Annotated in this window: 18 protein-coding genes and 1 pseudogene; 6 read left to right on the top strand and 13 right to left on the bottom strand. The window is 74.9% G+C overall.

Going from position 1 to position 24,813, the window contains the following annotated elements; translation table 11 throughout:
• Positions 1 to 341: 341 nt before the first annotated feature.
• Positions 342 to 1,367: a hypothetical protein gene (locus ACFVVL_RS05990; protein WP_387671599.1), complete on the top strand. Its 1,026-nt coding sequence runs from the start codon at positions 342 to 344 to the stop codon at positions 1,365 to 1,367.
• A gap of 73 nt (positions 1,368 to 1,440) precedes the next feature.
• On the opposite strand, the gene sucD is transcribed toward ACFVVL_RS05990, so the two are convergent.
• The 5 genes from sucD to ACFVVL_RS05965 all read right to left on the bottom strand — a co-directional run bounded on the left by sucD (position 1,441) and on the right by ACFVVL_RS05965 (position 8,670).
• Positions 1,441 to 2,325: a succinate--CoA ligase subunit alpha gene (gene sucD, locus ACFVVL_RS05985; RefSeq protein ID WP_380292133.1), complete on the bottom strand. Its 885-nt coding sequence runs from the start codon at positions 2,323 to 2,325 to the stop codon at positions 1,441 to 1,443.
• Between the two features lie 19 nt (positions 2,326 to 2,344).
• Entirely contained in the window at positions 2,345 to 3,517 is a 1,173-nt protein-coding gene (sucC, locus tag ACFVVL_RS05980) for an ADP-forming succinate--CoA ligase subunit beta (RefSeq protein WP_380292131.1), read from the bottom strand.
• 352 nt (positions 3,518 to 3,869) lie between these two features.
• Complete coding sequence (locus tag ACFVVL_RS05975) at positions 3,870 to 5,072, bottom strand: VWA domain-containing protein (RefSeq protein WP_387671597.1); 1,203 nt, start codon at positions 5,070 to 5,072, stop codon at positions 3,870 to 3,872.
• Positions 5,073 to 5,143: 71 nt separating this feature from the next.
• Positions 5,144 to 7,486: a DUF5682 family protein gene (locus ACFVVL_RS05970; protein WP_387671595.1), complete on the bottom strand. Its 2,343-nt coding sequence runs from the start codon at positions 7,484 to 7,486 to the stop codon at positions 5,144 to 5,146.
• An 89-nt stretch (positions 7,487 to 7,575) separates the two neighbouring features.
• The gene (locus tag ACFVVL_RS05965; protein WP_380292126.1) at positions 7,576 to 8,670 is read right to left on the bottom strand and encodes an AAA family ATPase; all 1,095 of its coding nucleotides are present in this window, start codon (positions 8,668 to 8,670) and stop codon (positions 7,576 to 7,578) included.
• Positions 8,671 to 8,859: 189 nt separating this feature from the next.
• On the opposite strand from ACFVVL_RS05965, the gene ACFVVL_RS05960 reads away from it, so the two are divergent.
• On the top strand, positions 8,860 to 10,170 hold the full coding sequence (locus tag ACFVVL_RS05960) for an SWIM zinc finger family protein (RefSeq protein WP_387671593.1): 1,311 nt from the start codon (positions 8,860 to 8,862) through the stop codon (positions 10,168 to 10,170).
• 74 nt (positions 10,171 to 10,244) lie between these two features.
• Entirely contained in the window at positions 10,245 to 11,825 is a 1,581-nt protein-coding gene (locus ACFVVL_RS05955) for a DUF5691 domain-containing protein (protein WP_387671591.1), read from the top strand.
• Positions 11,826 to 11,915: 90 nt separating this feature from the next.
• On the opposite strand, the gene ACFVVL_RS05950 is transcribed toward ACFVVL_RS05955, so the two are convergent.
• Positions 11,916 to 12,323, bottom strand: a complete 408-nt coding sequence (locus ACFVVL_RS05950) for a cobalamin B12-binding domain-containing protein (protein ID WP_350542253.1) — start codon at positions 12,321 to 12,323, stop codon at positions 11,916 to 11,918.
• A 307-nt stretch (positions 12,324 to 12,630) separates the two neighbouring features.
• Between ACFVVL_RS05950 and ACFVVL_RS05945 the strand changes: the two genes are divergently transcribed.
• Positions 12,631 to 13,491, top strand: a complete 861-nt coding sequence (locus tag ACFVVL_RS05945; RefSeq protein WP_387671589.1) for a M23 family metallopeptidase — start codon at positions 12,631 to 12,633, stop codon at positions 13,489 to 13,491.
• A 31-nt stretch (positions 13,492 to 13,522) separates the two neighbouring features.
• Here the strand turns inward: ACFVVL_RS05945 and pcrA are convergent, their stop codons facing one another.
• From pcrA to ACFVVL_RS05925, 4 genes are all read right to left on the bottom strand, one after another.
• Positions 13,523 to 16,153: a DNA helicase PcrA gene (gene pcrA, locus ACFVVL_RS05940; protein WP_387671587.1), complete on the bottom strand. Its 2,631-nt coding sequence runs from the start codon at positions 16,151 to 16,153 to the stop codon at positions 13,523 to 13,525.
• Positions 16,154 to 16,271: 118 nt separating this feature from the next.
• Positions 16,272 to 17,483, bottom strand: coding sequence for an acyltransferase family protein (locus ACFVVL_RS05935; protein WP_387671585.1), 1,212 nt, complete (start codon positions 17,481 to 17,483; stop codon positions 16,272 to 16,274).
• A 167-nt stretch (positions 17,484 to 17,650) separates the two neighbouring features.
• Positions 17,651 to 18,328: a LuxR C-terminal-related transcriptional regulator gene (locus ACFVVL_RS05930; RefSeq protein ID WP_380292114.1), complete on the bottom strand. Its 678-nt coding sequence runs from the start codon at positions 18,326 to 18,328 to the stop codon at positions 17,651 to 17,653.
• Positions 18,321 to 19,658 (bottom strand): PspC domain-containing protein, encoded by a 1,338-nt coding sequence (locus ACFVVL_RS05925; protein WP_387671729.1) that lies wholly within the window; start codon positions 19,656 to 19,658, stop codon positions 18,321 to 18,323. Before ACFVVL_RS05925 ends, ACFVVL_RS05930 begins: the two co-directional genes overlap by 8 nt.
• A gap of 262 nt (positions 19,659 to 19,920) precedes the next feature.
• Here ACFVVL_RS05925 and ACFVVL_RS05920 point away from each other — a divergent pair, with 262 nt between their 5' ends.
• Both ACFVVL_RS05920 and ACFVVL_RS05915 read left to right on the top strand, forming a co-directional pair.
• A complete protein-coding gene (locus ACFVVL_RS05920) occupies positions 19,921 to 21,450 on the top strand; it encodes a PspC domain-containing protein (RefSeq protein ID WP_387671583.1) in 1,530 nt (509 codons plus the stop codon).
• The gene (locus ACFVVL_RS05915; protein WP_380292110.1) at positions 21,447 to 21,659 is read left to right on the top strand and encodes a hypothetical protein; all 213 of its coding nucleotides are present in this window, start codon (positions 21,447 to 21,449) and stop codon (positions 21,657 to 21,659) included. The genes ACFVVL_RS05920 and ACFVVL_RS05915 overlap by 4 nt, the downstream gene beginning before the upstream one ends.
• Before the next feature lie 15 nt (positions 21,660 to 21,674).
• On the opposite strand, the gene ACFVVL_RS05910 is transcribed toward ACFVVL_RS05915, so the two are convergent.
• From ACFVVL_RS05910 to guaA, 3 genes and pseudogenes are all read right to left on the bottom strand, one after another.
• A complete protein-coding gene (locus ACFVVL_RS05910; protein ID WP_380292155.1) occupies positions 21,675 to 22,088 on the bottom strand; it encodes a ubiquinol-cytochrome c reductase iron-sulfur subunit in 414 nt (137 codons plus the stop codon).
• 60 nt (positions 22,089 to 22,148) lie between these two features.
• Positions 22,149 to 22,736: pseudogene (locus tag ACFVVL_RS05905) on the bottom strand (DoxX family membrane protein); the annotation flags it as partial.
• A 186-nt stretch (positions 22,737 to 22,922) separates the two neighbouring features.
• Positions 22,923 to 24,518, bottom strand: coding sequence for a glutamine-hydrolyzing GMP synthase (guaA, locus tag ACFVVL_RS05900; protein WP_380292108.1), 1,596 nt, complete (start codon positions 24,516 to 24,518; stop codon positions 22,923 to 22,925).
• Positions 24,519 to 24,813: the final 295 nt, after the last annotated feature.

Below are 24,813 nucleotides of genomic sequence, written 5' to 3'. Positions count from 1 at the left end.
GCACCAACCTGCCAGCCGACAACAAACCCACAGCAGCCACACCGGGCGAGCGGGGACAGGCACCAGGGGCAGCCGCTGCGGAGCGCAACGGCGACCACGCGGCCGGGCGGCCCGCCGAGAACCGCACCGCACGAGCCGGCCACACCACCCCAACCAACACCGAACAGGGGCCAACCGAACGCACCAACCTGCCAGCCGACAACAAACCCACAGCAGCCACACCGGGCGAGCGGGGACAGGCACCAGGGGCAGCCGCTGCGGAGCGCAACGGCGACCGACCCACCGGGCAGGCGTCGGCGGCTCCGGGGCACGGTGGCGGGGCGGAGGCGGGGTTCGAGGAGGTGTACGAGGCGGCGTACACCCGGTTGGTGCAGCAGGTGTTCCTGCTCACGGCGTGCAAGCACCGGGCCGTGCACTGTGTGGGGCGGGCGTTCGCGGAGGCCCGGCTGTGCTGGGCGGAGGTGGCCGCCGGGGGCGAGCCGGAGGCGTGGGTGCGGGCGCGGGCGTTCGAGTCGGCGCTGTCGCCGTGGCACCGGGGCGGCCCGCGGCGCACGCATGTGTGGCGGCTGCCGTACCGCCGGATCAAGGTGCGGCCGGCGGACGAGGCCCAGGCGGTGCTGCCGGACCACGACCGGCTCACCGACCGGGACCGCGCGCTGCTCAAGGCGCTGCGGCGGCTGTCCCGGCCGCAGCGCCGGGCGCTGGTGCTGCACGACGGCCTGGGGATGCCGGCCGCCGCGGTGGCGCTGGAGGTGGAGGCGACGGTGGCGGGAGCCGAGGGGCGGGTATGGGCGGCGCGGGCGGCGCTGGCGCACTGGGTGCCGGAGCTGGTCGGGCCGGATCCGGCGGCGGACGGGTTCGCCGACCGGCTGTGTGTGCTGATGCACCGGGCGGCGGTGCGCGGGGCGCCGGAGCCGCACCGGGCGCCGGTGCCGGTGCTGCGGGCCCGGCACGGGCTGGTGAACGCGGGCCGGACCGGGGCGGCGGCGCTGCTGACGGCGGCGGTCGGCGGTGCGGTGGTGGCGACGCTGGCGGGTGGCGGGCCGGGCGAGCTGTTCCGGCCTCCGGGGCCGCCGCCGCCCTCGCTCTGCGCGCCGGTCCCGACCTCGGCGACGGGGCCGGACGCGCTGCTGCCGCTGCTGGCGGACGGGCCGCCGTCGGGGATCGAGAGCCTCTGGTGCTCGCCGACGCCGGGGCTGGAGCCGGTCGTGGTGGATCCGCCGCCGCCGCGCGCGGACGGGCCGTACCGGCCGCCGGCGGGCGGGCGGGCCGCCGAGGCGCTGCCCCCGCCCGGTGCGGTGGCCGCCGCACCGCCGCGCGGCTGCGGCCCGGCCTGGGCCCTGCACCCGTGTGCGGCGGACCGCTGAGGCCGCAGCACCGCGCCCCCGTCCCGGAGGTCCGGGCGGGGGCGCGGTGCTGCTGCTGCGAGCGGGGAGGGCGTCAGCCCTTGATCAGCTCACGGGCCAGGCGGGCGGTCTCGGACGGCGTCTTGCCGACCTTGACGCCGGCGGCCTCAAGGGCCTCCTTCTTGGCCTGCGCGGTGCCCGAGGAGCCGGAGACGATGGCGCCGGCGTGGCCCATGGTCTTGCCCTCGGGGGCGGTGAAGCCCGCGACGTAGCCGACGACCGGCTTGGTCACGTGCTCCTTGATGAAGGCCGCGGCCCGCTCCTCGGCGTCGCCGCCGATCTCACCGATCATGACGATGAGCTCGGTCTCCGGGTCCTCCTGGAACGCCTTGAGGGCGTCGATGTGGGTGGTGCCGATGACCGGGTCACCGCCGATGCCCACGGCCGAGGTGAAGCCGATGTCCCGCAGCTCGTACATGAGCTGGTAGGTCAGGGTGCCGGACTTCGAGACCAGGCCGATCTTGCCGGCCTTGGTGATGTCGGCCGGGATGATGCCGGCGTTCGACTGTCCGGGGCTGATCAGGCCGGGGCAGTTCGGGCCGATGATCCGGGTCTTGTTGCCCTTCGAGCCGGCGTAGGCCCAGAAGGCGGCGGTGTCGTGCACCGGGACGCCCTCGGTGATGACGACGGCCAGGCCGATCTCGGCGTCGATGGCCTCGACGACGGCGCTCTTGGTGTGCGCCGGCGGGACGAAGATGACGGTGACGTCGGCACCGGTCTTCTCGATGGCCTCGGCGACGGAGCCGAAGACGGGCACCTCGGTGCCGTCGACGTCCACGGTGGTGCCGGCCTTGCGCGGGTTGACACCGCCGACGATCTGGGTGCCGGAGGCGAGCATGCGGCGGGTGTGCTTCATGCCCTCGGAACCGGTCATGCCCTGGACGATGACCTTGCTGTCCTTGGTAAGGAAGATAGCCATGGTGTGAAAGTCCCCTTCCTTACTTGTTGGCCAGCTCGGCGGCGCGGTCGGCCGCACCGTCCATGGTGTCCACCTGCTCGACGAGCGGGTGGTTGGCGTCGGTCAGGATCTGCCGGCCCAGCTCGGCGTTGTTGCCGTCGAGGCGGACGACCAGCGGCTTGGTGACCGCCTCGCCCTTCTCCTCCAGCAGCGCGAGGGCCTGCACGATGCCGTTGGCGACCGCGTCGCACGCGGTGATGCCGCCGAAGACGTTGACGAAGACCGACTTGACGTCGGTGTCGCCGAGGATGATCTCCAGGCCGTTCGCCATGACCTCGGCGGAGGCGCCGCCACCGATGTCGAGGAAGTTGGCGGGCTTGACGTTGCCGTGCTTCTCACCGGCGTAGGCGACCACGTCGAGGGTGCTCATGACGAGACCCGCGCCGTTGCCGATGATGCCGACCTCACCGTCGAGCTTGACGTAGTTGAGGCCCTTGGCCTTGGCGGCGGCCTCCAGCGGGTTGGCGGCGGCCTTGTCCTCCAGCGCCTCGTGCTCCGGCTGGCGGAAGTCGGCGTTCTCGTCCAGGGAGACCTTGCCGTCGAGCGCGACGATCTTGCCCTCGCCGGTCTTGACCAGCGGGTTGACCTCGACCAGGAGGGCGTCCTCCTTGATGAAGACGGTCCACAGGGTCTGCAGGACGTCGGCGATCTGGTCGGCGACCTCGGCCGGGAACTTCGCCGCCTCGACGATCTCGCGGGCCTTGGCCTCGGTCACGCCCTCGTTCGCGTCGACCGCGATCTTCGCGAGGGCCTCGGGCTTGGTGGCCGCGACCTCCTCGATGTCCATGCCGCCCTCGACGCTGGCCATGGCCAGGAAGGTGCGGTTGGCGCGGTCGAGCAGGTAGGAGACGTAGTACTCCTCCTTGATGTCCGCGGTCTGGGCCAGCATCACCTTGTGCACGGTGTGGCCCTTGATGTCCATGCCGAGGATCTGCCCGGCCTTGGCGACGGCGTCCGCCGGGTCGGCGGCGAGCTTCACGCCGCCGGCCTTGCCTCGGCCACCCACCTTCACCTGAGCCTTGACGACGGCGCGGCCGCCGAAGCGCTCCGCGATGGCGGCAGCGTCTGCGGCGGTCTCGATGACATCGCCGTCAAGCACGGGAACACCGTGCTTGGCGAAGAGGTCCCTCGCCTGGTACTCGAACAGGTCCACGTGTTTGTCCTTGTTCGTGGTCGCGGATTGTGTCTCTACGAGCGTGCCACGGCAGGATCTTCGCTGCGGGTCGTCGGGGCGGTGCGGGTACGCAGAAGTACGGCCTTGCGGCCCACACAGCCACGGGCGCACACGTCAATCAACACGCGCGTCACGTCCGTCTGGCAGGTTATCCCCGGACGACGGGCGTGTTTCGCCCGGGGCCTGCCCGTCTTTGGTGAGAACCGTCACAGACAGCTTAGGGGGCGTACGCCGGGCGCCCGGACCGGCGGGCCTGCTCGGCCGTGCCCCGGGTTCCGCCGTTCGGGTGAGCCGGGGGGTTCCGGGTGGACGGGCGGGCCGACAGCTCCGTTCACACCCCCTGCTCCGGGACCGGGATCGGGCGCTTCTCGATCGCCGCCGCCATGATCTCCGGGAAGACGTCGGGGGTGCAGGCGAAGGCCGGGGCGCCGAGGGCCGCCAGCGCGGCGGCGTGCGCGTGGTCGTAGGCCGGCGCGCCCTCGTCGGAGAGCGCCAGCAGGGCGATGAACTGGACGCCGGCCGCCTTCATCGCGGCCACCCGCTTGAGCATCTCGTCGCGGATGCCGCCCTCGTAGAGGTCGCTGATCAGGACCACGATCGTCTCGGCCGGCCGGGTGATCCGGGACTGGCAGTAGGCGAGCGCCCGGTTGATGTCGGTGCCGCCGCCGAGCTGGGTCGCGAAGAGCACGTCGACCGGGTCGGTGAGCTGCTCGGTGAGGTCGACCACCGAGGTGTCGAAGACCACCAGCCGGGTGTCCAGGCTCTTCATCGAGGCGAGCACCGCGCCGAACACCGCCGAGTGCACCACGGACGGCGCCATCGAGCCGGACTGGTCGATGCAGAGGATGACGTCCTTCTTCACCGCGCGCTGGGCGCGGGCGTAGCCGACCAGCCGCTCGGGGACGACCGTGCCGTGCTCGGGCAGGTAGTTCTTCAGGTTGGCCCGGATGGTGCGGTCCCAGTCGATGTCGCGGTGGCGCGGGCGGTTGACCCGGGCGCTGCGGTCCAGCGCGCCGCCCAGGGTGGCCCGGGTGCGGTCGGCGAGCCGGCGCTCCAGATCGGCGACCACCCGGCCGACGACCGCGCGGGCGGTCTCCCGGGTGGTCTCGGGCAGCGCGTGCTTGAGCGAGAGGAGGGTGCCGACCAGGTGGACGTCCGGCTCGACGGCCTCCAGCATCTCGGGTTCCAGCAGCAGCTGTTCCAGCCCGAGCCGGGTGATGGCGTCCTGCTGCATCAGCTGGACGACGGTGGCCGGGAAGTACTCCCGGATGTCACCCAGCCAGCGGGCCACCTGCGGGGCCGAGCCGCCGAGTCCGGCGCTGCGGCGGCCGGAGCGCGGCTGCCCGGCCCGGCCGTCCTCGGCGGCGCCCCGGTAGAGCGCGGCGAGCGCGCCGTCCATCGCGGCGTCGCGGCCGCTCAGGGTGCGGCCGGTGCCGTCCGCCTCGCCGCCGAGGACCAGCCGCCAGCGGCGCAGCCGCTCGTCGGAGGGGGCGGGGAGGGCGGCGGAGGCGGTGCCGGGGGTGGTGACGGCCATCGGGGGCTCCTCTGCGGGCGGCGTGCGGGCGGCGGTCGGGACGGGGGCGGGGAACGGGGGCGGCGGGGTCGTCAGGTGTCGCGGCCCTCGGCCTGACGGGGGATCCGCGGGTGGTCACCGGACTCCCCGGCGACGCCCGGCAGCCCGAGCAGCAGGGCGACCACGGGCAGCGCGGCATCGGCCCGCGCGCGGTCCAACTCGGCGTCCTGCACGACGGGTTCGGTGCTCCCGGCATCGAGCGGTCCGGCCGCCACCCGGCTCCCGACAGTCTGCCGGACCCCGGCCTCCAGGGTGGCGAAGGTCCGCCGCAGCAGCGGCAGCACATCCGTGAAGACCTCCGCCGGGACGGTGGTCAGCCAGCCGTCGAGCAGGCCGAGCAGCCGGGGGTCGTGGAGCAGCAGCGCACCGCCCCCGGTCAGGAAGCCCTCGATCCAACCGGTGGCGTCCGCCGGGCTGTTGGCGGCCGACAGCACCAGGCCGAGCCGCCGCCCGGCCTCCGCGGAGTCGAGCCGGCCGTCGTCCAGCAGCAGCCGGACGGCGCGCCCGCGCAGCAGTCCGGGGACGCCGGTGGCCGGTCCGCCGGACGGTTCGCGCCGGGCGAGCGCCCGCAGGGTGGCGGCCCAGCGGTCGGCGAGTCCGGCGGCGGGGCCGTCGGCCCCGTCCAGCAGGCCGATCGCGCCGTGGACCTCGTCGAGGTGGCCGCGCATCGCGGCGGCTCCGGCGGCGTCCAGGCCGGTGCAGGCGGGCGGCAGGCCGACGCAGATCCGGTCGGCGAGGCCGGCGGCGACCTCGCCGAGGGCGCCGTGGTCGGTGCCCCGGACGTCGCCGTAGCGCAGCGCGCGCACCAGGGCGGGCAGCGCGCCGGCCAGGTGCGCGACGTCGGTGTCCAGCGCGGCGCAGTCGGCCAGCACCCGCATCACGGCGGGCAGCGCCTCGGCGAGCCCGGCCACCAGGCAGGTCTCCACCAGCCCGGTGAGCTCGGCGAGTTCGGCAGCGGCGCGGGCGGTGCCGACCGCCTTGCCGACGGCGGCCCGCTCGACCGTGGTGCCCCACTGGGCGGCCTCGGCGATCCGGACGGCGAACTCGGGCTGCCAGCACAGCCGCCAGCTCTCCCGGAAGGTGCCGGTGGAGGTGACCGAGGAGCGGGCCGGCACACCCCAGTCGACGCCGAGCAGGCGCAGCCGGTGCAGCAGCCGGGAGCGGGCCGCGTCGTTCTCCTTGCGCAGGTCGAGGTCGAGGTCGCGCGGGGCGGGGTCGGGCTTGAGGCGCAGGGTGCGCTGGAGGCGGGCGAGGTCGCGCTGGAGCGGGACGGCGGGCGCGGCCTCGGGCACCTCGCCGAGCGCGTCCCCGATCACCAGCCGGTCCTGGACGAGCGCGAGGGGGACGTCCGAGCCGTCGCACATCACCGCGCGGACGGCGTCCAGCGTCTCGGTGAGCCCGGCGAGCGGGCGGCCGCGCAGCACGGCGAGGGCGCGGGCCAGCCGGACGGCCTCGATGACGTGCGCGGAGGAGACCGGGTGGTCCTCGGCGCGCAGCAGGTCGGCAGCCCGGGTGAGCCAGCCGGGCAGCGGGTCGCCGTCCGTGCGGTGCAGGTGGCGGTACCAGCCCGGGGAGACGATCCCGGCGCCGTAGCCGGTGAGCTGGGAGAGCCGGCGGTGCGTCCAGGGCACCCAGGTGACCTCGGTGCGCACCTTCTTCGGCAGCCCGGCGAGCAGGGCCCTGTCGTGCGCGACGGTGGGCATGGCGGCCAGGGCGGGGACGTGGAAGGCCCCGCAGACCACCGCGATCCGCTGGTGGCCGGCGCGGCGGGCGGCGCGGATCTGCTGGCGCATGTACGCCTCGCGCCGCTCGTCGCGCAGGCCCGCGCCGCCGTCCTCGCGCAGCGCGGTCATCGCCTCGGCGACGGCCGCGAAGGGCGCGAGGGCGTCCTCGCCGTCGCCGGGGCGGCGGTGCTCGACGACGTCCTCCCACCAGCGTTCCGGGTCGTCGTGGCCGGCCGCCTCGGCGAGCCGGGCGATCGGGTCGCGCGGCAGCTCCGCGTCCTCCTCGCCGGCCCCGTCACCGTCGCCGTCGCCGTCCTGGTCGGCGGTGTCCGCGAACGCGTAGCCGGCCGGCAGGTCGATGAAGCGCAGCGGGACGCCGAGCCCGGTGGCATAGCGGATGGCCACCCACTCCGGCGAGAACTCGGCGTACGGCCAGAACGCGGCACGGGCCGGGTCGTCGGCCGCGTGGGCCAGCAGCGCGACCGGCGGCACCATGTCCTTCCCGGCGGCCAGCCCGAGGATCGGGTCGGCCTCCGGCGGGCCCTCCACCAGGACCGCGTCCGGTCGCAGCTGCTCCAGGGCGGCGGCCACCGAGCGGGCCGAGCCGGGGCCGTGGTGCCGGACGCCGAGCAGCGTCACCTCTGCGCTCATCGCGCTCTGCCTCCCTAGGTCTTCCGAGGTTGCGGTCGTACGGTGCACGGTCGTGCGGGGCACCGTGCGGCGGTGCCCGGCGGTGCCGTTCAGCGGGCGTTCTCACGGGCGGCGCGGTAGAAGTCCTTCCAGCCGTCCCGCTCGCGCACCACGCCCTCGACGTACTCGCGCCAGACCTGCTGGTCGGCGGCCGGGTCGCGGACCACCGCGCCGATCACGCCGGCCGCGACGTCGCCGGCCCGCAGCACGCCGTCGCCGAAGTGGGCGGCGAGCGCCATGCCGTTGGTGACCACCGAGATGGCCTCGGCGGTGGAGAGGGTGCCGCTGGGGGTCTTCACCTTGGTCCGGCCGTCCGTGGTGATCCCGGACCGCAGCTCCCGGAAGACGGTCACCACGCGCCTGATCTCCTCGGCGCCGCCGGGCAGTTCGGGCAGTTGGAGGGAGCGGCCGAGCTGCTCGACCCGGCGGCTGACGATCTCGACCTCCTCCTCCAGCGAGCCCGGCAGCGGCAGCACCACGGTGTTGAAGCGCCGGCGCAGCGCGCTGGACAGCTCGTTGACGCCCCGGTCGCGGTCGTTGGCGGTGGCGATGAGGTTGAAGCCGCGCACGGCCTGGGTCTCGGTGCCCAGCTCCGGGACCGGGAGGGTCTTCTCGGACAGGATGGTGATCAGACTGTCCTGCACGTCGGCCGGAATGCGGGTCAGTTCCTCGACCCGGGCGATCCGGCCCTCCGCCATCGCCCGCATCAGCGGCGAGGGCACGAGCGCCTCCCGGCTGGGGCCGTTGGTGAGCAGCTGCGCGTAGTTCCAGCCGTACCGGACGGCCTCCTCCGGGGTGCCGGCGGTGCCCTGCACCAGCAGGGTGGAGTCGCCGCTGATCGCCGCGGCGAGGTGCTCGGAGACCCAGGTCTTCGCGGTGCCCGGCACACCGAGCAGCAGCAGCGCCCGGTCGGTGGCGAGCGTGGTGACGGCGACCTCCACCACCCGGCGCGGGCCGATGTACTTGGGGGTGACGACGGTGCCGTCGGGCAGCTCGCCGCCCAGCAGGTAGGTGGCGACGGCCCACGGGGAGAGGTTCCAGCGCTCCGGGCGCGGACGGTCGTCCTGGGCGGCCAGCGCGGACAGCTCGGCGGCGAAGGCGTCCTCCGCGTGCTGCCGCAGGACCTCGGTCACGACGTCGGTCATCGGGGCTCCTTCGGGTCGGCCGCCGGGCACACGGATGCCCGGGCGGCGGGGTGATCGGGGGGAGCCAGGTCGGCGTCCCGGCCTGCGGAAACCACCATGCACCCGACCACTGACAATCCTGACCGGACCTCAGTTCGGCCCGTCCGGGCGTCGGGTCGGATGTCAGTGCCGCCGCCTAACGTCGTCGGCATGGAGGAACGCTGGAGCACCGAACACGTCCTGTCCCTGGCGCCCGACGCCGCCTCGCGGAAGGCCGCGGGCAAACTCTCCGCACCCGCCCCCTGGTCCGCCACGGGCACCGACGGCGGTGCGGTCTGGGGCGAGTGCAAGGGCAGCGGCAGCACGCCGTACCGCACGGTCGTCGAGCTCGCCACGCCCGCCTACCAGTGCAGTTGCCCGAGCCGGAAGTTCCCCTGCAAGCACGCCCTCGGCCTGCTGCTGCTCTGGAGCGGCTCGCCCGCCGCGGTGCCGGACGGCGCCGAGCCCGCCGACTGGGCCGCCGAGTGGCTGAAGGGCCGCCAGGAGCGCGCCGAGCAGCGGGCCGTGCGGGCGGAGGCCCCGGCGGACCCGGCCGCCGCCCGCCGCCGCGCCGAGAAGCGCTCCGCCCGGGTCGCGGCGGGCGCCGCCGAACTGCGGCTGCGGCTCGCCGACCGGGTCCGCCACGGCCTCGCCGACCAGTCCACCGCCGGCCCCTGGGAGGAGGTCGCGGCCCGCATGGTCGACGCCCAGGCCCCCGGCCTGGCCACCCGGGTCCGCGAGCTCGACGCGCTGCCGCAGCAGGGGCTGCTGGCGGAGTACGCCATGCTCCACCTGCTCGCCACCGCCGCGACCCGCCTCGACGAGCTGCCCGCGCCGCTCGCCGCGACCGTCCGCGGCCGGGTCGGCTACACCACCGAGACCGCCGAGCTGCTGGCCGGCCCGACCGTCCGGGACCGCTGGCAGGTCCTCGGCAGCCGCGACACCTCGGACGATCGGCTGACCACCCGCCGGCTCTGGCTGCGCGGCGCCAAGACCGGCCGCCCGGCCCTGCTGCTCGCCTTCGGCCGCCCCGGGCAGGCCCCCGAACTCGCCCTGCCCACCGGCCAGGTGGTCGAGGCGGAGGTCGCCTTCCACCCCGGCGTGCGACCGCTGCGGGCCGTGCTCGGCACCCGCTACGGCGCCCCCGCGGCCGGGCCCGACGGCCCGCCGCCCGGCCTGGCCGTCGCCGAGGCGGTGGCCGGCTACGGCACCGCGCTGGCCGACGACCCGTGGCTGGACGCCTGGCCGACGGTGCTCGCCGACGTCGTCCCGGTGCTCTCCGAGGAGGGCTGGCACCTCACCGACGGCCGGCACACCGTCCCGGTGCACCGCGCCGCCGTCCCGGAGGCCGCGCTCTGGCGGCTCGCCGCCGTCTCCACCGGCCGCCCGCTCACCGTCTTCGGCGAGTACGGCCACCGCGGCTTCGCGCCGGTCACCGCCTGGGGGCGGGACGGCCGCCCGATCGGCCTCACCACGCCCTGAGCGGGCCCCGCCGCACCCCGCGCGCCCGCCGTCCCCGACCCACCCGCACCCGTTCCACCGGAGGAGGAGGCCCCGTGTCCGACCCCTGGGAGTCCCTGCAGACCACCGCCCTGCTGGGCACCGACCGCCGCCCGCTCCCCGCGCCCGGCCCGGCCGCCCCGTACGACGGCGCCGTCGACCGCACCGACCCGGCCACCGCGCTGCTCGAACTCGCCGCCCTGGAGACGGTCCGCCGCCGGGCCGGCGCGCTGCCCGTCCCGGCCGCCGCCCCGGTGGGCCCGCCCGCCGCCGAGGACCACCGCCCCGAGCTGCCGGCCGCCGCCGCCCGCCGGCTCTCGCTGCTGCTCTCCACCCGCGGCGGCGGCAGCGGCGTGCTCGCCAACGTCGGCGAACTGCTCCCGCAGTGGCTGGCGACCGCCCGCGAACAGGGCTACCGCGCGCCGGCCGCCAGCGTCCCGGCACTGCTGGACGCCGCCCGCGCCCGCAGCGAACTGCGCCCCGACGCGGTCGCGCTGGCCGGTCCGCTCGGCCGCTGGCTCGCCGAGCGCAACGCGGACTGGCGGTTCGTGCAGCGTGCCGCCCCGGAGCCCCCGCCCGGCCCGGACGCCGCCCCCGCCGAGGGCGACCACCTGTGGCACGAGGGCCTGTTCGCCGAACGGGTCACCCACCTCACGCTGCTCCGCCGCCGCGACCCGGCGGCCGGCCTCGCGCTGCTGCACGGCACCTGGTCCACCGAGCGCGCCGAGGACCGGCTGCTGTTCCTGGACGCCCTCCAGGAGGGTCTGTCGCTCGCCGACGAACCCTTCCTGGAGGCCGCGCTCGGCGACCGCAGCAAGAACGTCCGGGCCACCGCCGCCGAGTTGCTCTCCACCCTGCCGGGCTCGGCGCTGGCCGCCCGGATGGCCGAGCGCGCGCGCAGCGCCGTGCGCCTGTCCGAGCACGGCACGCATCTGCTGGTCACCCCGCCGACCGCCTGCGACCCGGCGATGCAGCGCGACGGCATACCGCCCAAGTCGCCCACCGGGCGGGGCGAACGGGCCTGGTGGTTCGGCGAGGTGATCGCCGCCGCGCCGCTCTCCCTGTGGTCCGGGCACACCGGTCTGACGCCCGAGCGGCTGCTGGCCCTGCGGGTCGGCGACGCCATCGACGAGACCAGCAGCACCTGGGCCGACGACCTGCGCGAGGCCTGGGCCCGGGCCGCCGTCCGCCAGCAGGACGCCGCCTGGGCGCGCGCGCTGCTGGGCCCCGCGCCCGTCCCCGGCCCCGGGCGCCCCGCCCGCGCGACGGGCGCCCCCGCCAAACTGCTCGCGGTGCTCCCGACCGCCGAACGGGCCGCCTGGACGGCCGCCTTCATCGAGGCGCACGGCCTCGGCGACGCCTTCCAGCTGCTCGGCGCCTGCGCCACCCCGTGGACGCCGCCGCTGTCCACCGCGGTGGTCGAGGCGCTGGCCCGGGCCGCCGCCTCCGGCGCCTACCCGTGGAGCCACAGCGGGGTGCTCGGCATGACCGAGCGCGCGCTCTCCCCGCGGAGCGCCGCGGCGGTCGAGGCACTGGCCGCCGGGGCCGCGCCCGCCACCGCGTGGGGCGAGACCTTCGCCCGGCTGGCCGGGACGCTGCGCTTCCGCGAGGCGATGCTCGCCGAACTGGCGGTCTGACCGGGCGGCCCGGCCCGACCGGGCGGGCGGAGCAACGCGACGGGGCCGGTGCCGGACGAGGCGTCCCGGCACCGGCCCCGTCGGCGGCCGTCAGCCCGCGGCCCGCAGATTGGCCTCGACCCAGGCGACCACGTCGCTGGTCGGCGTGCCCGGGGTGAAGATGTCGGCGACGCCCATCGCCTTCAGCTCGACGATGTCCTCGTCCGGGATGATCCCGCCGCAGAAGACCTTGATGTCCTCGGCGTCGCGCTCCTTCAGCAGCTCCAGCACCCGCGCGCAGAGCGTCATGTGCGCCCCCGACAGGATCGACAGGCCGATGCCGTCCGCGTCCTCCTGGATCGCGGTGTCGACGACCTGCTCCGGCGTCTGGTGCAGACCGGTGTAGATGACCTCCATGCCGGCATCGCGCAGGGCGCGCGCGATGACCTTGGCGCCGCGGTCGTGGCCGTCCAGCCCCGGCTTGGCGACCACCACGCGGATCGGGCCTGACACACCCATCACTGCCTCCCGGACCTCGTCGTCCATCCCCACCGGACCTCGTGGGCTCGGGCGAGGTTAACGATCAATAACCAACCTGAGGGGAGGGTAGCGCCACCCGCCCGGGTTGGCGGCGCCACCCCTCAAGACGAGGGGAAAATCACAGACCGCCCACCACCCGTCCGTGTTCTACCCCGCAACCGCACACCCGCAGCCCCTTGACATCCGGACTTTTGTCCGGATGTCGGGCTTCCGGCTACAGTCTCGGTCGTTTAGCCCTGCTCCCCGCCCGACGACGCGCCCGAGGCCCACCGAGGAGGCAGCCGCGATGGCTCCCGAAGCAGCCGCCCGCCCGACCCGTGCGGAACTGCGTCTCGCCGCCCGCGAGCAGTCCCGGTCCCAGCGCCGCGACGCCGCCAGGGCTGCCACCCGCACGGCGCTGCTGCGGGTCGCGCTGCCCTCGGTGGCCGCGCTCGGCGTCGCCGCCGCGGCGGCCGTCACCGTCCAGGGCGAGGCCGACCAGCAGCGCGCCCAGGCCGCCGGCCGGGTCCCCGAGCAGGCCGGCGCCGTCGACGCGCCCGACACCGCGCACGCCGAGGCCGCGCAGGCCGCCCAGCAGGCGCTGGCCGCCGGCGCGGCCGACCAGGCCTCCCGCGGCGACGCCCGCCAGGCGCTCTCGGCCACCCAGGGTGCCCCCGACGCCACCGGACAGGCCGCCCAGGCCGCCCAGGCCGGGCCGGCGGCCGCGCAGGCCGCCGCCACCGACCAGGCGCCGCCCGCACCGGCGCGCCCCACGATCTCGATGCCGGTCGCCGAGCACGGCATCGGCGAGGCCTTCGGCGCGGCCGGCACCCACTGGGCCAAGCGACACACCGGCATCGACTTCCCGGTCGACGGCGGCACCCCGGTGATGGCCGTCACCGACGGCACCATCCGCACCCAGTGGAACCCGTCGTACGGCTACATGACGATCCTCAAGACGGCCGACGGCACCGAGGCCTGGTACTGCCACCTGCGCTCGTACAAGATCCGCAAGGGCACGGTGAAGGCCGGCGACGTCATCGCCTTCGTCGGCAGCAGCGGCAACAGCACCGGCCCGCACCTGCATTTCGAGATCCGCCCGGCCGGCGGCGGCGCCCCCGTCGACCCGCTGCCCTGGTTCCTCGCCCAGGGCCTCGACCCGCGCTGAGCACGGCGCGGGCCGCGGCGCCCCCGGTCCGCTACAGCTTCTCCACCGGCGCGTAGCGCAGCAGCAGCTGCTTGCGCCCCTCCGTGCCGAAGTCCACCGTGGCCTGCGCCTTGTCGCCGACCCCGGTGGTGGCCACCACCGTGCCCAGCCCGAAGGTGTCGTGGGTGACCCGGTCGCCGACCGCCAGCGCGACCACCTCGCGCTCCGCCGCCGCGCCCGAGCGCCGCGCCGACTGCCCCCAGCCCGCCTTCGGCGAGGCCGCGGCCGACGCACCGCGCGAGGAGCCGCCGCGCGACGACCCGCCCGACCCGCCCGAGGACCTCCCGCCCCAGGACGACCCCGACGAGAAGCCCCGCGAGGCCGGCGCCGACGCCGCCCCCGTGCGCTTCCACTCGACCAGCGTCTCCGGGATCTCCTCCAGGAACCGCGAGGCGGGGTTGTACGACGGCTGCCCCCAGGCGCTGCGCAGCACCGACCTGGTCAGGTAGAGCCGCTGCCGCGCCCGGGTCAGCCCGACGTACGCGAGGCGCCGCTCCTCCTCCAGCTCCTTGACCTGGTTGAGCGCCCGCATGTGCGGGAAGATGCCGTCCTCCATGCCGGTCAGGAAGACCACCGGGAACTCCAGGCCCTTGGCGGTGTGCAGGGTCATCATCGTGATGACGCCCTGCCCCTCCTCGTCCTCGTCCGGGATCTGGTCCGAGTCGGCGACCAGCGCCACCCGCTCCAGGAAGTCCGCCAGCGAGCCGACCGGCGGCGCGCCGTCCTCGCCCGCGTCCGGGCGCTCGCCCGGGTCCTGCTCGTACTCCAGGGCGACCGAGGCCAGCTCCTGGAGGTTCTCCACCCGGGTCTCGTCCTGCGGGTCGGTGGAGGCCTGTAGTTCGGCCAGGTAGCCGGTCTCCTCCAGCACCGCCTCCAGCACCGCCGCCGGGCCCGCTCCGGACGCGACGACCTGGCGCAGCCCGGCCATCAGCGCGTTGAACTTCTTCACCGCGTTCGCCGAGCGCGCGGCCATCCCGTACGCCTCGTCGACCCGCTGGAGCGCCTGCGCGAAGGAGATCCGCTCGCGGGCCGCCAGCGCGTCGACCATCGCCTCGGCCCGCTCGCCGATGCCGCGCTTGGGCACGTTGAGGATCCGGCGCAGCGGCACGGTGTCCTCGGGGTTGGACAGCACCCGCAGGTAGGCGAGGACGTCCTTGACCTCCTTGCGCTCGTAGAAGCGCACCCCGCCGACCACCTTGTACGGCAGGCCGACCCGGATGAACACCTCCTCGAAGACGCGGGACTGCGCGTTGGTGCGGTAGAAGATCGCGACGTCGCCGGGCTTGGCCGCGCCCGCGTCGGTGAGCCGGTCGATCTCGTCGGCGATGAACTGGGCCTCGCCGTGCTCGTCGTCCGCGACGTAGCCGACGACCTTCTCGCCGTCCTCGCCGGCCGTCCAGAGCTTCTTCTCGCGCCGGTTGGCGTTGCGCTCGATGACGGCGTTGGCCGCGCTCAGGATGGTCTGGGTGGAGCGGTAGTTCTGCTCCAGCAGGATCGTGGTGGCGTTCGGGTAGTCCTCCTCGAACTGGAGGATGTTGCGGATCGTCGCGCCGCGGAAGGCGTAGATCGACTGGTCCGCGTCACCGACCACGCACAGCTCGGCGGGCGGCACCTCGGCCAGCCGGCCGGCCGCCGGGTCCACCCAGTCGCCGTCGACGGTGCGCTTCGGGGCGTCGGCGACCGCGCCGCCGGTCAGCTCGCGGACCAGCGTGTACTGGGCGTGGTTGGTGTCCTGGTACTCGTCGACCAGGATGTGCCGGAACCGCCGCCGGTAGTGCTCCGCGACGTCGGGGAAGGCCTGGAGCAGGTTCACCGTCGTCATGATGATGTCGTCGAAGTCGAGGGCGTTGGCCTCGCGCAGCCGCCGCTGGTAGAGGAAGTACGCCTCGGCGAGCTTCTTCTCCATCGGGTTGGCGGCCTGGTCGGCGTAGGTCTCCTCGTCGATCAGCTCGTTCTTGAGGTTGCTGACCTTGGCGGTGAAGGACTTCGGCGGGAACTGCTTCGGGTCCAGGTCGAGGTCGCGGCAGACCAGGGCCATCAGCCGCTGCGAGTCGGCCGCGTCGTAGATCGAGAACGACGAGGTGAAGCCGAGCAGCTTGGACTCGCGGCGCAGGATCCGCACGCAGGCGCTGTGGAAGGTGGAGACCCACATCGCCCGGGCGCGCGGGCCGACCAGCTGCTCGACGCGCTCGCGCATCTCGCCGGCGGCCTTGTTGGTGAAGGTGATCGCCAGGATCTCGCCGGGCTGCGCGCCGCGGGCGGCCAGCAGGTACGCGATCCGGTGGGTGAGCACCCGGGTCTTGCCGGAGCCGGCGCCGGCCACGATCAGCAGCGGCGAGCCGGCGTGCAGCACGGCCTCGCGCTGCGGGTCGTTCATGCCCTCCAGCAGGGCGGCCGGGTCGATGACCGGGCGGGCGGTGCCGTTGCGGTACCAGGCGTCCCGCTCCGCCTCGGCGGCGTGGTCGGTGTGGAACAGCCCGTCCGGGATCGCCTCCTCGTAGGCGTCGTACGGGACGTCGTCCTCGTACGGCGGCTCCTCGCCGATCGGCGGCGCGGGCTGCTTCGACCCGGCGGCGGGGGCCTCGAAACCGGGGAGCGGGAGGTCGTCAAAGAGGCTACTCATGGCACTGACGAGTCTATGGCCCCGCGCCGACAACCCGGTCCGGTCCGGCGGAGCCCCCCCCCGGGCGTCCGCCGGACCGGGGCGCCGGGACGCACCCCGGACGCGCCCGGAGCGCGCGCTAGGACGTCCGGTCCGGCTCCGCCCGGCGGCGGCCGGAGGGGCCGGAGGCCGCGCGCATCGCCTCGATCGACCCCGACAGCCGGCGCTTCAGCAGGTCGCCGAGCGGCCGCTCCACCAGCCGGTGCAGCAGCCAGGCCGCGACCAGCGCCGCGACGAGCGACACCCCGAGCGCCACCGAGCTCCGCGCACCCAGCGAGCGGAGCCAGTGGATCATGGTCCAGCCCGCCTCCTGGTGGATCAGGTAGAGCGGGTAGGTCAGGGCGCCGGCGACGGTCAGCCACTTCCACCGGGCCCAGCCGAAGTACCCGAGGGCCACCGCGATGATCAGCACGTACGACAGGGTGATCACCGCGACCACCACGTTCCACGAGAGCGGGTGCCCGGCCGCGGCCTCGAAGCCCTTCTTCAGCTCGCCGGCGCGGGTCACCGAGATCAGCCAGGTGAAGCCGACGATCCCCCAGAGCATCAGGTTCGGACCGAAGCGGTACATCAGGTAGATCGCCACGCCCGCGATGAAGTACGGGGCCTCCAGCGGCATCACGAAGGAGGTCAGCAGCGGGTTCCCGGCCTGGGGCACCAGCAGCGACGCCACCAGCCAGATGCCGCAGAACGCCGTCACCCGGCGGTAGCTGAGGCCCATCCGGACGACCACGGCGAACATCAGGTAGAACTGCAGCTCCATCCAGAGCGTCCAGTAGACGCCGTCCACGTACTTGGTGCCCAGCGGCCCCTGGAACATCGTGAGGTTGGAGAGGACGGTCCGCAGGTCGATGCCGTCCCTGGCCGCCGCCCGCCCGAGCGTGGGGACCAGGACCAGCACCGCGGTGGTGAGCAGCACCCCCGCCCAGTAGGCCGGCATCAGCCGCACCACCCGCGAGACGAAGAAGTCCCCGGGCTTCCTGCCCCAGCAGCTCATGCAGATGACGAAACCGCTGATGATGAAGAACAGCTGCACGCCGAGCCAGCCGTACGAGGTGAAGCGGGCTATCTCCGGCATGAAGTCGGCGGGGACGCGCCCTCCCCAGATCTCCGGGACCTCGCTGTCCGCCGTCCAGTGGAAGGACAGCACGCTGAGCGCGGCCACCAGCCGCAGGCCGTCCAGGGCGTAGAGCCGGGGCCTGCGGGGGGCCGGACGGGGCGCTTCCTCCTTCGGCGGCCCCGCTCCGTCGCCGGGCAGCGGTCTGGAGGGTTCCGTCACATACGCGGACATCGGACTCACCGGGGGCTAGCGGCCCCACCGCGAGACTGGTGCGGGCACGACGGAACGGTCCCGCGGAGAATATCGGGACATCCGGAGAATACGAAAGTACGGTCCCCACGGCGTCCCGCACGGTCCGCCCCGCCCGGACCGCGGGGCCGGGCGGGGCGGACCGGGGCTCAGACCAGACGGCGCGCGGTCGCCCAGCGGGTCAGCTCGTGCCGGTTGCTGAGCTGGAGCTTGCGCAGCACCGCCGAGACGTGGCTCTCCACCGTCTTGACCGAGATGAACAGCTGCTTGGCGATCTCCTTGTACGCGTAGCCGCGGGCGATCAGCCGCAGCACCTCGCGCTCGCGCTGGGTCAGCCGGTCCAGGTCCTCGTCCACCGGCGGGGTGTCGGTGGCGGCGAAGGCGTCCAGCACGAACCCGGCCAGCCGGGGCGAGAAGACGGCGTCCCCGTCGCCGATCCGGAAGATCGCGTCGACCAGGTCGGTCCCGGTGATGGTCTTGGTGACGTAGCCGCGGGCGCCGCCGCGGATCACGCCGATCACGTCCTCCGCCGCGTCCGACACCGAGAGCGCCAGGAACTTCACTCCCCCCTGCTCCCCCATCAGCCCGGCCGAGCGGCGCAGCACCTCGACGCCGCCGCCGCCGGGCAGGTGGACGTCCAGCAGCACCACGTCGGGCCGCGTCTCGGCGACCACCCGGACCGCGGACTCCACGTCGTCGGCCTCGCCGACCACGTCGATGCCGGTCGTCTCGGTGCGCCCGATCTCCGCCCGTACCCCCGTCCGGAACATCCGGTGGTCGTCGACCAGCACGACCCTCGCGCGGCGCTCCGGCGCTGCCTCAGTCATCAGCTCTCTCCATCTCCAGCTCGACCTCGGTCCCGCCGTCCGGCGCCGGCCGCACCCGTGCGGTGCCGCCGTTGCGCTTCATGCGGCCGAGGATCGACTCGCGTACGCCCATCCGGTCCTCGGGCACCGTGTCCGGGTCGAAGCCCGGGCCGTGGTCGCGGACGAACACCATCACGGTCCTCCCCTCGACCTCGGCGTAGACCTGGACCGGTCCCCCGCCACCGTACTTGGCCGCGTTGACGGTCGCCTCCCTCGCGGCCTGCATCTGGGCCGCGATCCGCTCGTCCATCGGGCAGTCGCCGACGATCACGACCTCGACCGGGACGCCGTGCCGGTCCTCGACCTCGGCGACCACCGCCCGCAGGCTCTCCGCCATGGTGTCCGGGGCCTGCTCGGCGACCGCCTCCGGGCGGTAGAGCCACAGCCGCAGCTCGCGCTCCTGGGCGCGGGCGAGCCGCAGCACCTCCTTCGGGTCCTCGGCACGGCGCTGGATGAGGGTCAGCGTGTGCAACACCGAGTCGTGGACGTGGGCGGCGATCTCGGCGCGCTCCTGGGCGCGGATGCGGGCGGTGCGCTCGGCGCCGAGGTCCTGCCACATCCGCAGCGCGTACGGGCCGACCAGCACCAGCACCCCGGCCAGCACCGCGAGCGAGGCCTCGATCACCGAGCCGATCGTCGAGCCGCTGCCCTGGGTCGCGAGGAAGGCGATGATGCCGGCCACCACCAGCAGCACGCCGGCGCCGACCCGGGTGAAGGCGCCCCGGCGCTTCTCGCCCTCCTCCAGGCCGAACCAGCGCTGCCAGCGCGAGTCGTCGGCCTGCCGCCAAACCAGCGCCACACCGACGCCGATCGCCAGCAGCGGCCAGGTGTACGGCTTGGCGGTCTGCACGTTGAGCGCGTTGAGCAGGGCGATCACGCCGATCACCAGCATCACCAGCGCGGCCAGCTGGCCCAGCCCGCCCTGCCGCTGGCCGGGGGTTGCGGCGCCGGGCGCTGCGGCCCCCTCGCCCGCCTCGACCGGCTCGCCGCGCAGGGCGTGCTGCAGCACCTCGCGCAGCCGGCCGATCCACCCGCCGCACCGGCGGCCGCCCTTGCTCAGCTCCCCGCTGCCCCCCTGCCAGGAACCGACCGGGACGAAGGCGCCGTTGACGTAGACCCAGTGCGCGCCGGCCCGCGGCTCGCCGATGCCGATCGGCACCACGAACCAGAACGCCGCGTAGAGCAGCCCGCCGAGGCCCTGGGCGAAGAACAGCACCACGAAGGCGATCCGCACCCAGCTGACGGGGAGTCCGAGGTGCACGGCGAGGCCGTGCGCGACGCCGCCGAGCATCCGTCCCTGCGGGCTGCGGTAGAGCCGGCGGTACGGCGGCTTCCCGTCGGCGGGCGCGGACGGGTCGCCGCCCCCGGGCGGGGCGGGCTCGGGGGCGAGGGGGCGGGAGTCGGAACCGGGTGCTGCCACGGCACCGATGGTTCCACGCGGGCGGACCCGGACGCATCAGGGTGGGGCCCTGACGCTTCTCAGGGACAAGTCAGGGTCCGAGCAGGGGCGGGACCGGTTGGGCGGGGGTCCGGCACCCACCAGGATGGTGGGCATGACCGAAGACCACCGCGCAGAGGAGCTCCACGAGGCCGGGACGAGCACCCCGCCCGCACCGGACCGACCCCCGCTGACCCGGGCCGAGCACCACCGCGTGGTGGCCGGCGTCTGCGGCGGCCTCGGCCGCCACCTCGACATCGACCCGGTGGTGTTCCGCGTCGTGACGGTCGTGCTCTGCCTCTCCGGCGGCCTCGGCCTCTTCCTCTACGGCCTGGCCTGGCTGATCGTGCCGACCGAGCAGGGCGCGGACGGCAAGGGCGGGCGCGGGGCGCGCACCGAGCTCCAGCGGGTGCTGACCGGCCGGGTGGACGGCCAGTCGATCGGCGCGGTGCTGCTGACCGTGATCGGCACCGGGGTCTTCTTCTCCTCGATGGGCGACGGCGACCAGCTGTTCCCGCTGCTGCTGCTCGCCGGGCTGGTCTTCCTCGCGGTCCGCTACGACCCGGAGCGCCGGCGCGGCGGCCGGACCCGCGGCCGCCGGAACCGGCACCACCACCCCCACGGGTACGCGGGCGGCGAACGGCCGGGCGGCCCGTACGACCGGTACTTCCCGGACTCCGGCCCCGCCGCCGGAGCCGCCGGGGCGGCCGCGGGCGGCTACCGCTGGCCGCCCGAGGAGCCGGCTGCGGACGAGGAGGCCCGCGCCCGGCACGCCGCCGCGCGCGAGGCCGGCACCGTCCCCGCCGACACCCCGCACGCCGGCCCGTCCGGCTACCTGTGGGACCCGCGCCACCCGGAGCGCAACCCGTACGACGGCGCCGCGCCGACCCCGCCCTACGGCCCCCCGGCGCCGCCCGGGGCCCCGACCCGGCCGTGGTGGCAGCGGACCGACCTGCCGCAGGGCGACCCGCTGCGCAAGGAGGCCGGGCCCGTCCCGCCGGCCCCGCCGCGCCCGCCCGTGGTGGTGCACCGGCGCGAGCGCTCCCCGCTCGGCCTGATCGGCCTGCTGCTGGCGGTGGGCGCGGCCAGCGCCGTCTGGTCGGCCTCGGCCGACGGCGGGGCGACGGTGCGGGCCGGCAGCGTGCTGGCCACCGCGCTGCTGGTGATCGGGCTGACCCTGCTGCTCGGCGCGAAGTTCGGCCGGGCGCGGCGGCTGGTGGTCCCGGGCCTGCTGCTCACCGTGGCGCTGACCGCGGTCGGCGGGTCCTCGGTCACCACCGGGAACCTGGCCGGCGACCGCGACTGGAAGGTCGCCTCGGCCGCCGAGCTGCAACCGAAGTACACCCTGGGGGTCGGCACGCTGCGCCTGGACCTCAGCGGGATCGACCCGGCCGGCGCGACCCTGGCCACCACGGCCGAACTGGGCGCCGGCGACCTGACCGTGACGGTCCCGTCGGACGTGACGGTGAACGTGCGCAGCGAGATCGGCCTGGTCGAGGTCCGCGTCACGGGCCACGAGGGCTACGACGACGGGCCCGGGAACCGCACCTACCAGCTGCTCCCGGCGAACGGACAGACATCCAAGGGCACGCTCGACCTCACGCTGAAGGTCGGGCTCGGCAACGTCAAGGTGGTCCAGCAGTGAGGAAGCACCAGCTCGACCTGTTCTCGCTGATCGCCGGGGGGCTGTTCACCGCGATCGCGGTGCTCTACCTGGTGGCGGCGGTGAACGACGTCTCGGTGAACGGGCGGATCGTCATCCCGGTGACCTTCATCGTGCTGGGCGTGGGCGGCCTGGCCGGGGCGGTGGCGGCGGCGGTGCGCCGCTCCCGGCCGGAGGACCGCGAGGGCTAGCCCTCCAGGCGGAGGCTAGCTCTCCAGCGGTCCCAGGTGCAGCTGGTCGCCCTCCTGGGTGACCCGGTACCGGGGCAACGCCTTGGTGGCCGGGCCGTTCACCACCGCGCCGGTGGCCGCGTCGAACCGGGAGCCGTGGCAGGGGCAGTACAGCCGGCCGTTCTTCGGCGCGTCGACCGCGCAGCCGGAGTGGGTGCAGATCGAGGAGAACGCGCAGTACTGGCCCGCCTTGGGCTGCACCACGTAGACCGCGTCCCCGCTGGCCGGGTCCTTCACCTGGGCCGAGCCGCCGACCGGGACGCTCGCGGCGGGCACCGTGACCGGCGCGCCGGCCGGCGCCGGGGCGGCCGGCTGCTTCGCCGCCGCGGTGGGCTCGTCCCGCCCGAAGGTGGCGGTCAGCGAGCCGGTGAGCAGCCCGGCCCCGCCCATCGCGACGGCCGCGATGCCGCCGTCCATCAGGGCCCGGCGCCGGACGTGGTCCTCGTGCAGGCCGCGCCGGCGGTCCCGGGCGGAGCGCCGGGCGAGGTAGCCGTCCACCGAGAGGTACGGGGTGCCGGCCAGCAGCAGCGGCGTCCAGGCCATCAGGTAGGCGAGGTCGTTGCCGAGGTAGTACGGCGTGACGCTCCAGCTGACGGTGAGCCAGAGGGTGAGGTTGATCAGGGCCCCGCCGGCGGCGGCGAGCCGGCCCCAGAGGCCGAGCAGGGTGCCCAGGCCCACCGCCAGCTCGCCGAAGGCGACCAGCAGGGCGAACGGGGTGGGGTGGTGCAGGGCCGGGCCGAGCAGGAAGCCGATCGGGCTGGCGTCCTGGACGGCCCTGGTCTGCGACAGGAACGAGGCCGGGTCGCCGGAGCCGGCCAGGTAGTGGCTGTCGGAGAGCTTGTCGAGCGCCGCGTAGACGAAGGTGACGCCGAGGAAGATCCGCAGCGGCAGCAGCGCCAGCCGCGAGCCGGCCGCCTTCCACGCGGCGATCCGCCCGGAGACGCCCACCGGGGCCGCGCCGTCCGGGGCGTCCTGGACCGGCCCGGCCGCGCCGTCGCCGACGGTCCCGGCCGCCACAGAACTGCTGGCCTCCGCCATGACCCACACCTTCCCTCACCGGCCCGTCACCGCCTGACAGGTCCGGACGCATTCTGCCCGCTCATGAGCGCTTTCGGTGGGAGGTCCCACCAGGGGCCCGGAAACCACCGGCGCCGCCGACCCCTGGTACGGGGGCGGCGGCGCGGGTGTTCAGAACCGGTCAGGACCGGCCGGGACGGGGAGTGCTCACTCCCACTCGATGGTGCCCGGCGGCTTGCTGGTGCAGTCCAGCACCACGCGGTTGACGTCGCGGACCTCGTTGGTGATCCGGGTGGAGATGCGGGCCAGCACGTCGTACGGCAGGCGCGACCAGTCGGCGGTCATGGCGTCCTCGGAGGACACCGGGCGCAGCACGATCGGGTGACCGTAGGTGCGGCCGTCGCCCTGGACGCCGACGCTGCGGACGTCCGCCAGCAGGACCACCGGACACTGCCAGATCTCGCGGTCCAGGCCGGCCGCGGTCAGCTCCTCGCGGGCGATCGCGTCGGCCTCGCGCAGCAGGTCCAGGCGCTCCCGGGTGACCTCGCCGACGATCCGGATGCCCAGACCCGGGCCCGGGAACGGCTGGCGCTGGACGATCTCCTCCGGCAGGCCCAGCTCCTGGCCGACCATCCGGACCTCGTCCTTGAACAGCTTGCGCAGCGGCTCGACCAGCGCGAACTGGAGGTCCTCGGGCAGGCCGCCGACGTTGTGGTGGGACTTGATGTTGGCGGTGCCGGTGCCGCCGCCCGACTCCACCACGTCCGGGTACAGGGTGCCCTGGACCAGGAAGTCGACCGACTCGCCCTGCTCGCCGGCCTCGGCGACGATCTCGGCCTGCGCCTGCTCGAAGACCCGGATGAACTCCCGGCCGATGATCTTGCGCTTCTCCTCCGGGTCGCTGACGCCCTTCAGCGCGTCGAGGAAGCGCTCCTGCGCGTCCACGACCTTCAGCTGCACGCCGGTGGCGGCCACGAAGTCCTTCTCGACCTGCTCCGTCTCGCCCTTGCGCATCAGGCCGTGGTCGACGTAGACGCAGGTCAGCCGGTCGCCGATGGCCTTGTTGACCAGGGCGGCGGCGACCGCCGAGTCCACACCGCCGGACAGGCCGCAGATCGCGCGCTTGTCGCCGACCTGGGCGCGGATCAGCGCGACCTGCTCCTCGACCACGTTGCCGGTGGTCCAAGTGGGGGCGAGACCGGCGCCGCGGTACAGGAAGTGCTCCAGGACCTGCTGGCCGTGGTCGGAGTGCAGCACCTCGGGGTGGTACTGGACGCCGTAGAGGCGGGCCTCGTCGTTCTCGAAGGCCGCGACCGGCACCACGTCGGTGGAGGCGGTGACGGTGAAGCCCTCGGGGGCCGCGGAGCAGGCGTCGCCGTGCGACATCCAGACCGAGTGCTGCGCCGGGACGCCCTCGAACAGGGTCGAGCCGGTGCGCGAGACGGTCAGGGGGGTGCGGCCGTACTCCCGGGCGCCGGTGTTGTCGACGGTGCCGCCGAGCACGGTGGCCATCAGCTGGAAGCCGTAGCACATCCCGAAGACCGGCACGCCGGCCTCGAAGATCGCGCGGTCGAGCTGCGGCGCGCCGTCCTCGTAGACCGACGAGGGACCGCCGGAGAGGATGATCGCCTTCGGGTTCTTGGCGAGCATCTCGGCGACCGGCATGCTGCTCGGCACGATCTCGCTGTAGACCCGGGCCTCACGCACCCGACGGGCGATGAGCTGGGCGTACTGGGCACCGAAGTCGACGACCAGGACGGTGTCGGTCTCGGGTGCGGACTGGACGGGAGTAGCAGAGGACACAGACGGCCTTCCGGCAGCGGTACGAAAGGTGTCGCGCGGCGCGCCCTACGGAGGGTGTGCGGCGGGCGACGGGCGGGGGTCTGCCACCGAGTCTACCGGGCTGGCCGGTTTCACTCGTCTGCCCGCCCCGGCGGCCGTGACCGGCGCGGCGCCCGGTTCGTTGCTCCGGGCGGACCGTACGACCCGCGCCGCGCCCGCCAGACGCGTCGCCCCCGCCCCGGCCAGGGCGCCCCCGTACGGCACTGCAGGACCACGCGTGGAGCTCACCCCAGTCCACCGGCGCACGTGGCGCCGT

Origin of the sequence: Kitasatospora sp. NPDC058115, from assembly GCF_042884635.1 — a bacterium.
GTDB lineage: Bacteria > Actinomycetota > Actinomycetes > Streptomycetales > Streptomycetaceae > Kitasatospora.
The sequence above is the reverse complement of the archived record's forward strand: the minus strand, read 5'-3'. Positions and strand labels throughout refer to the sequence as shown.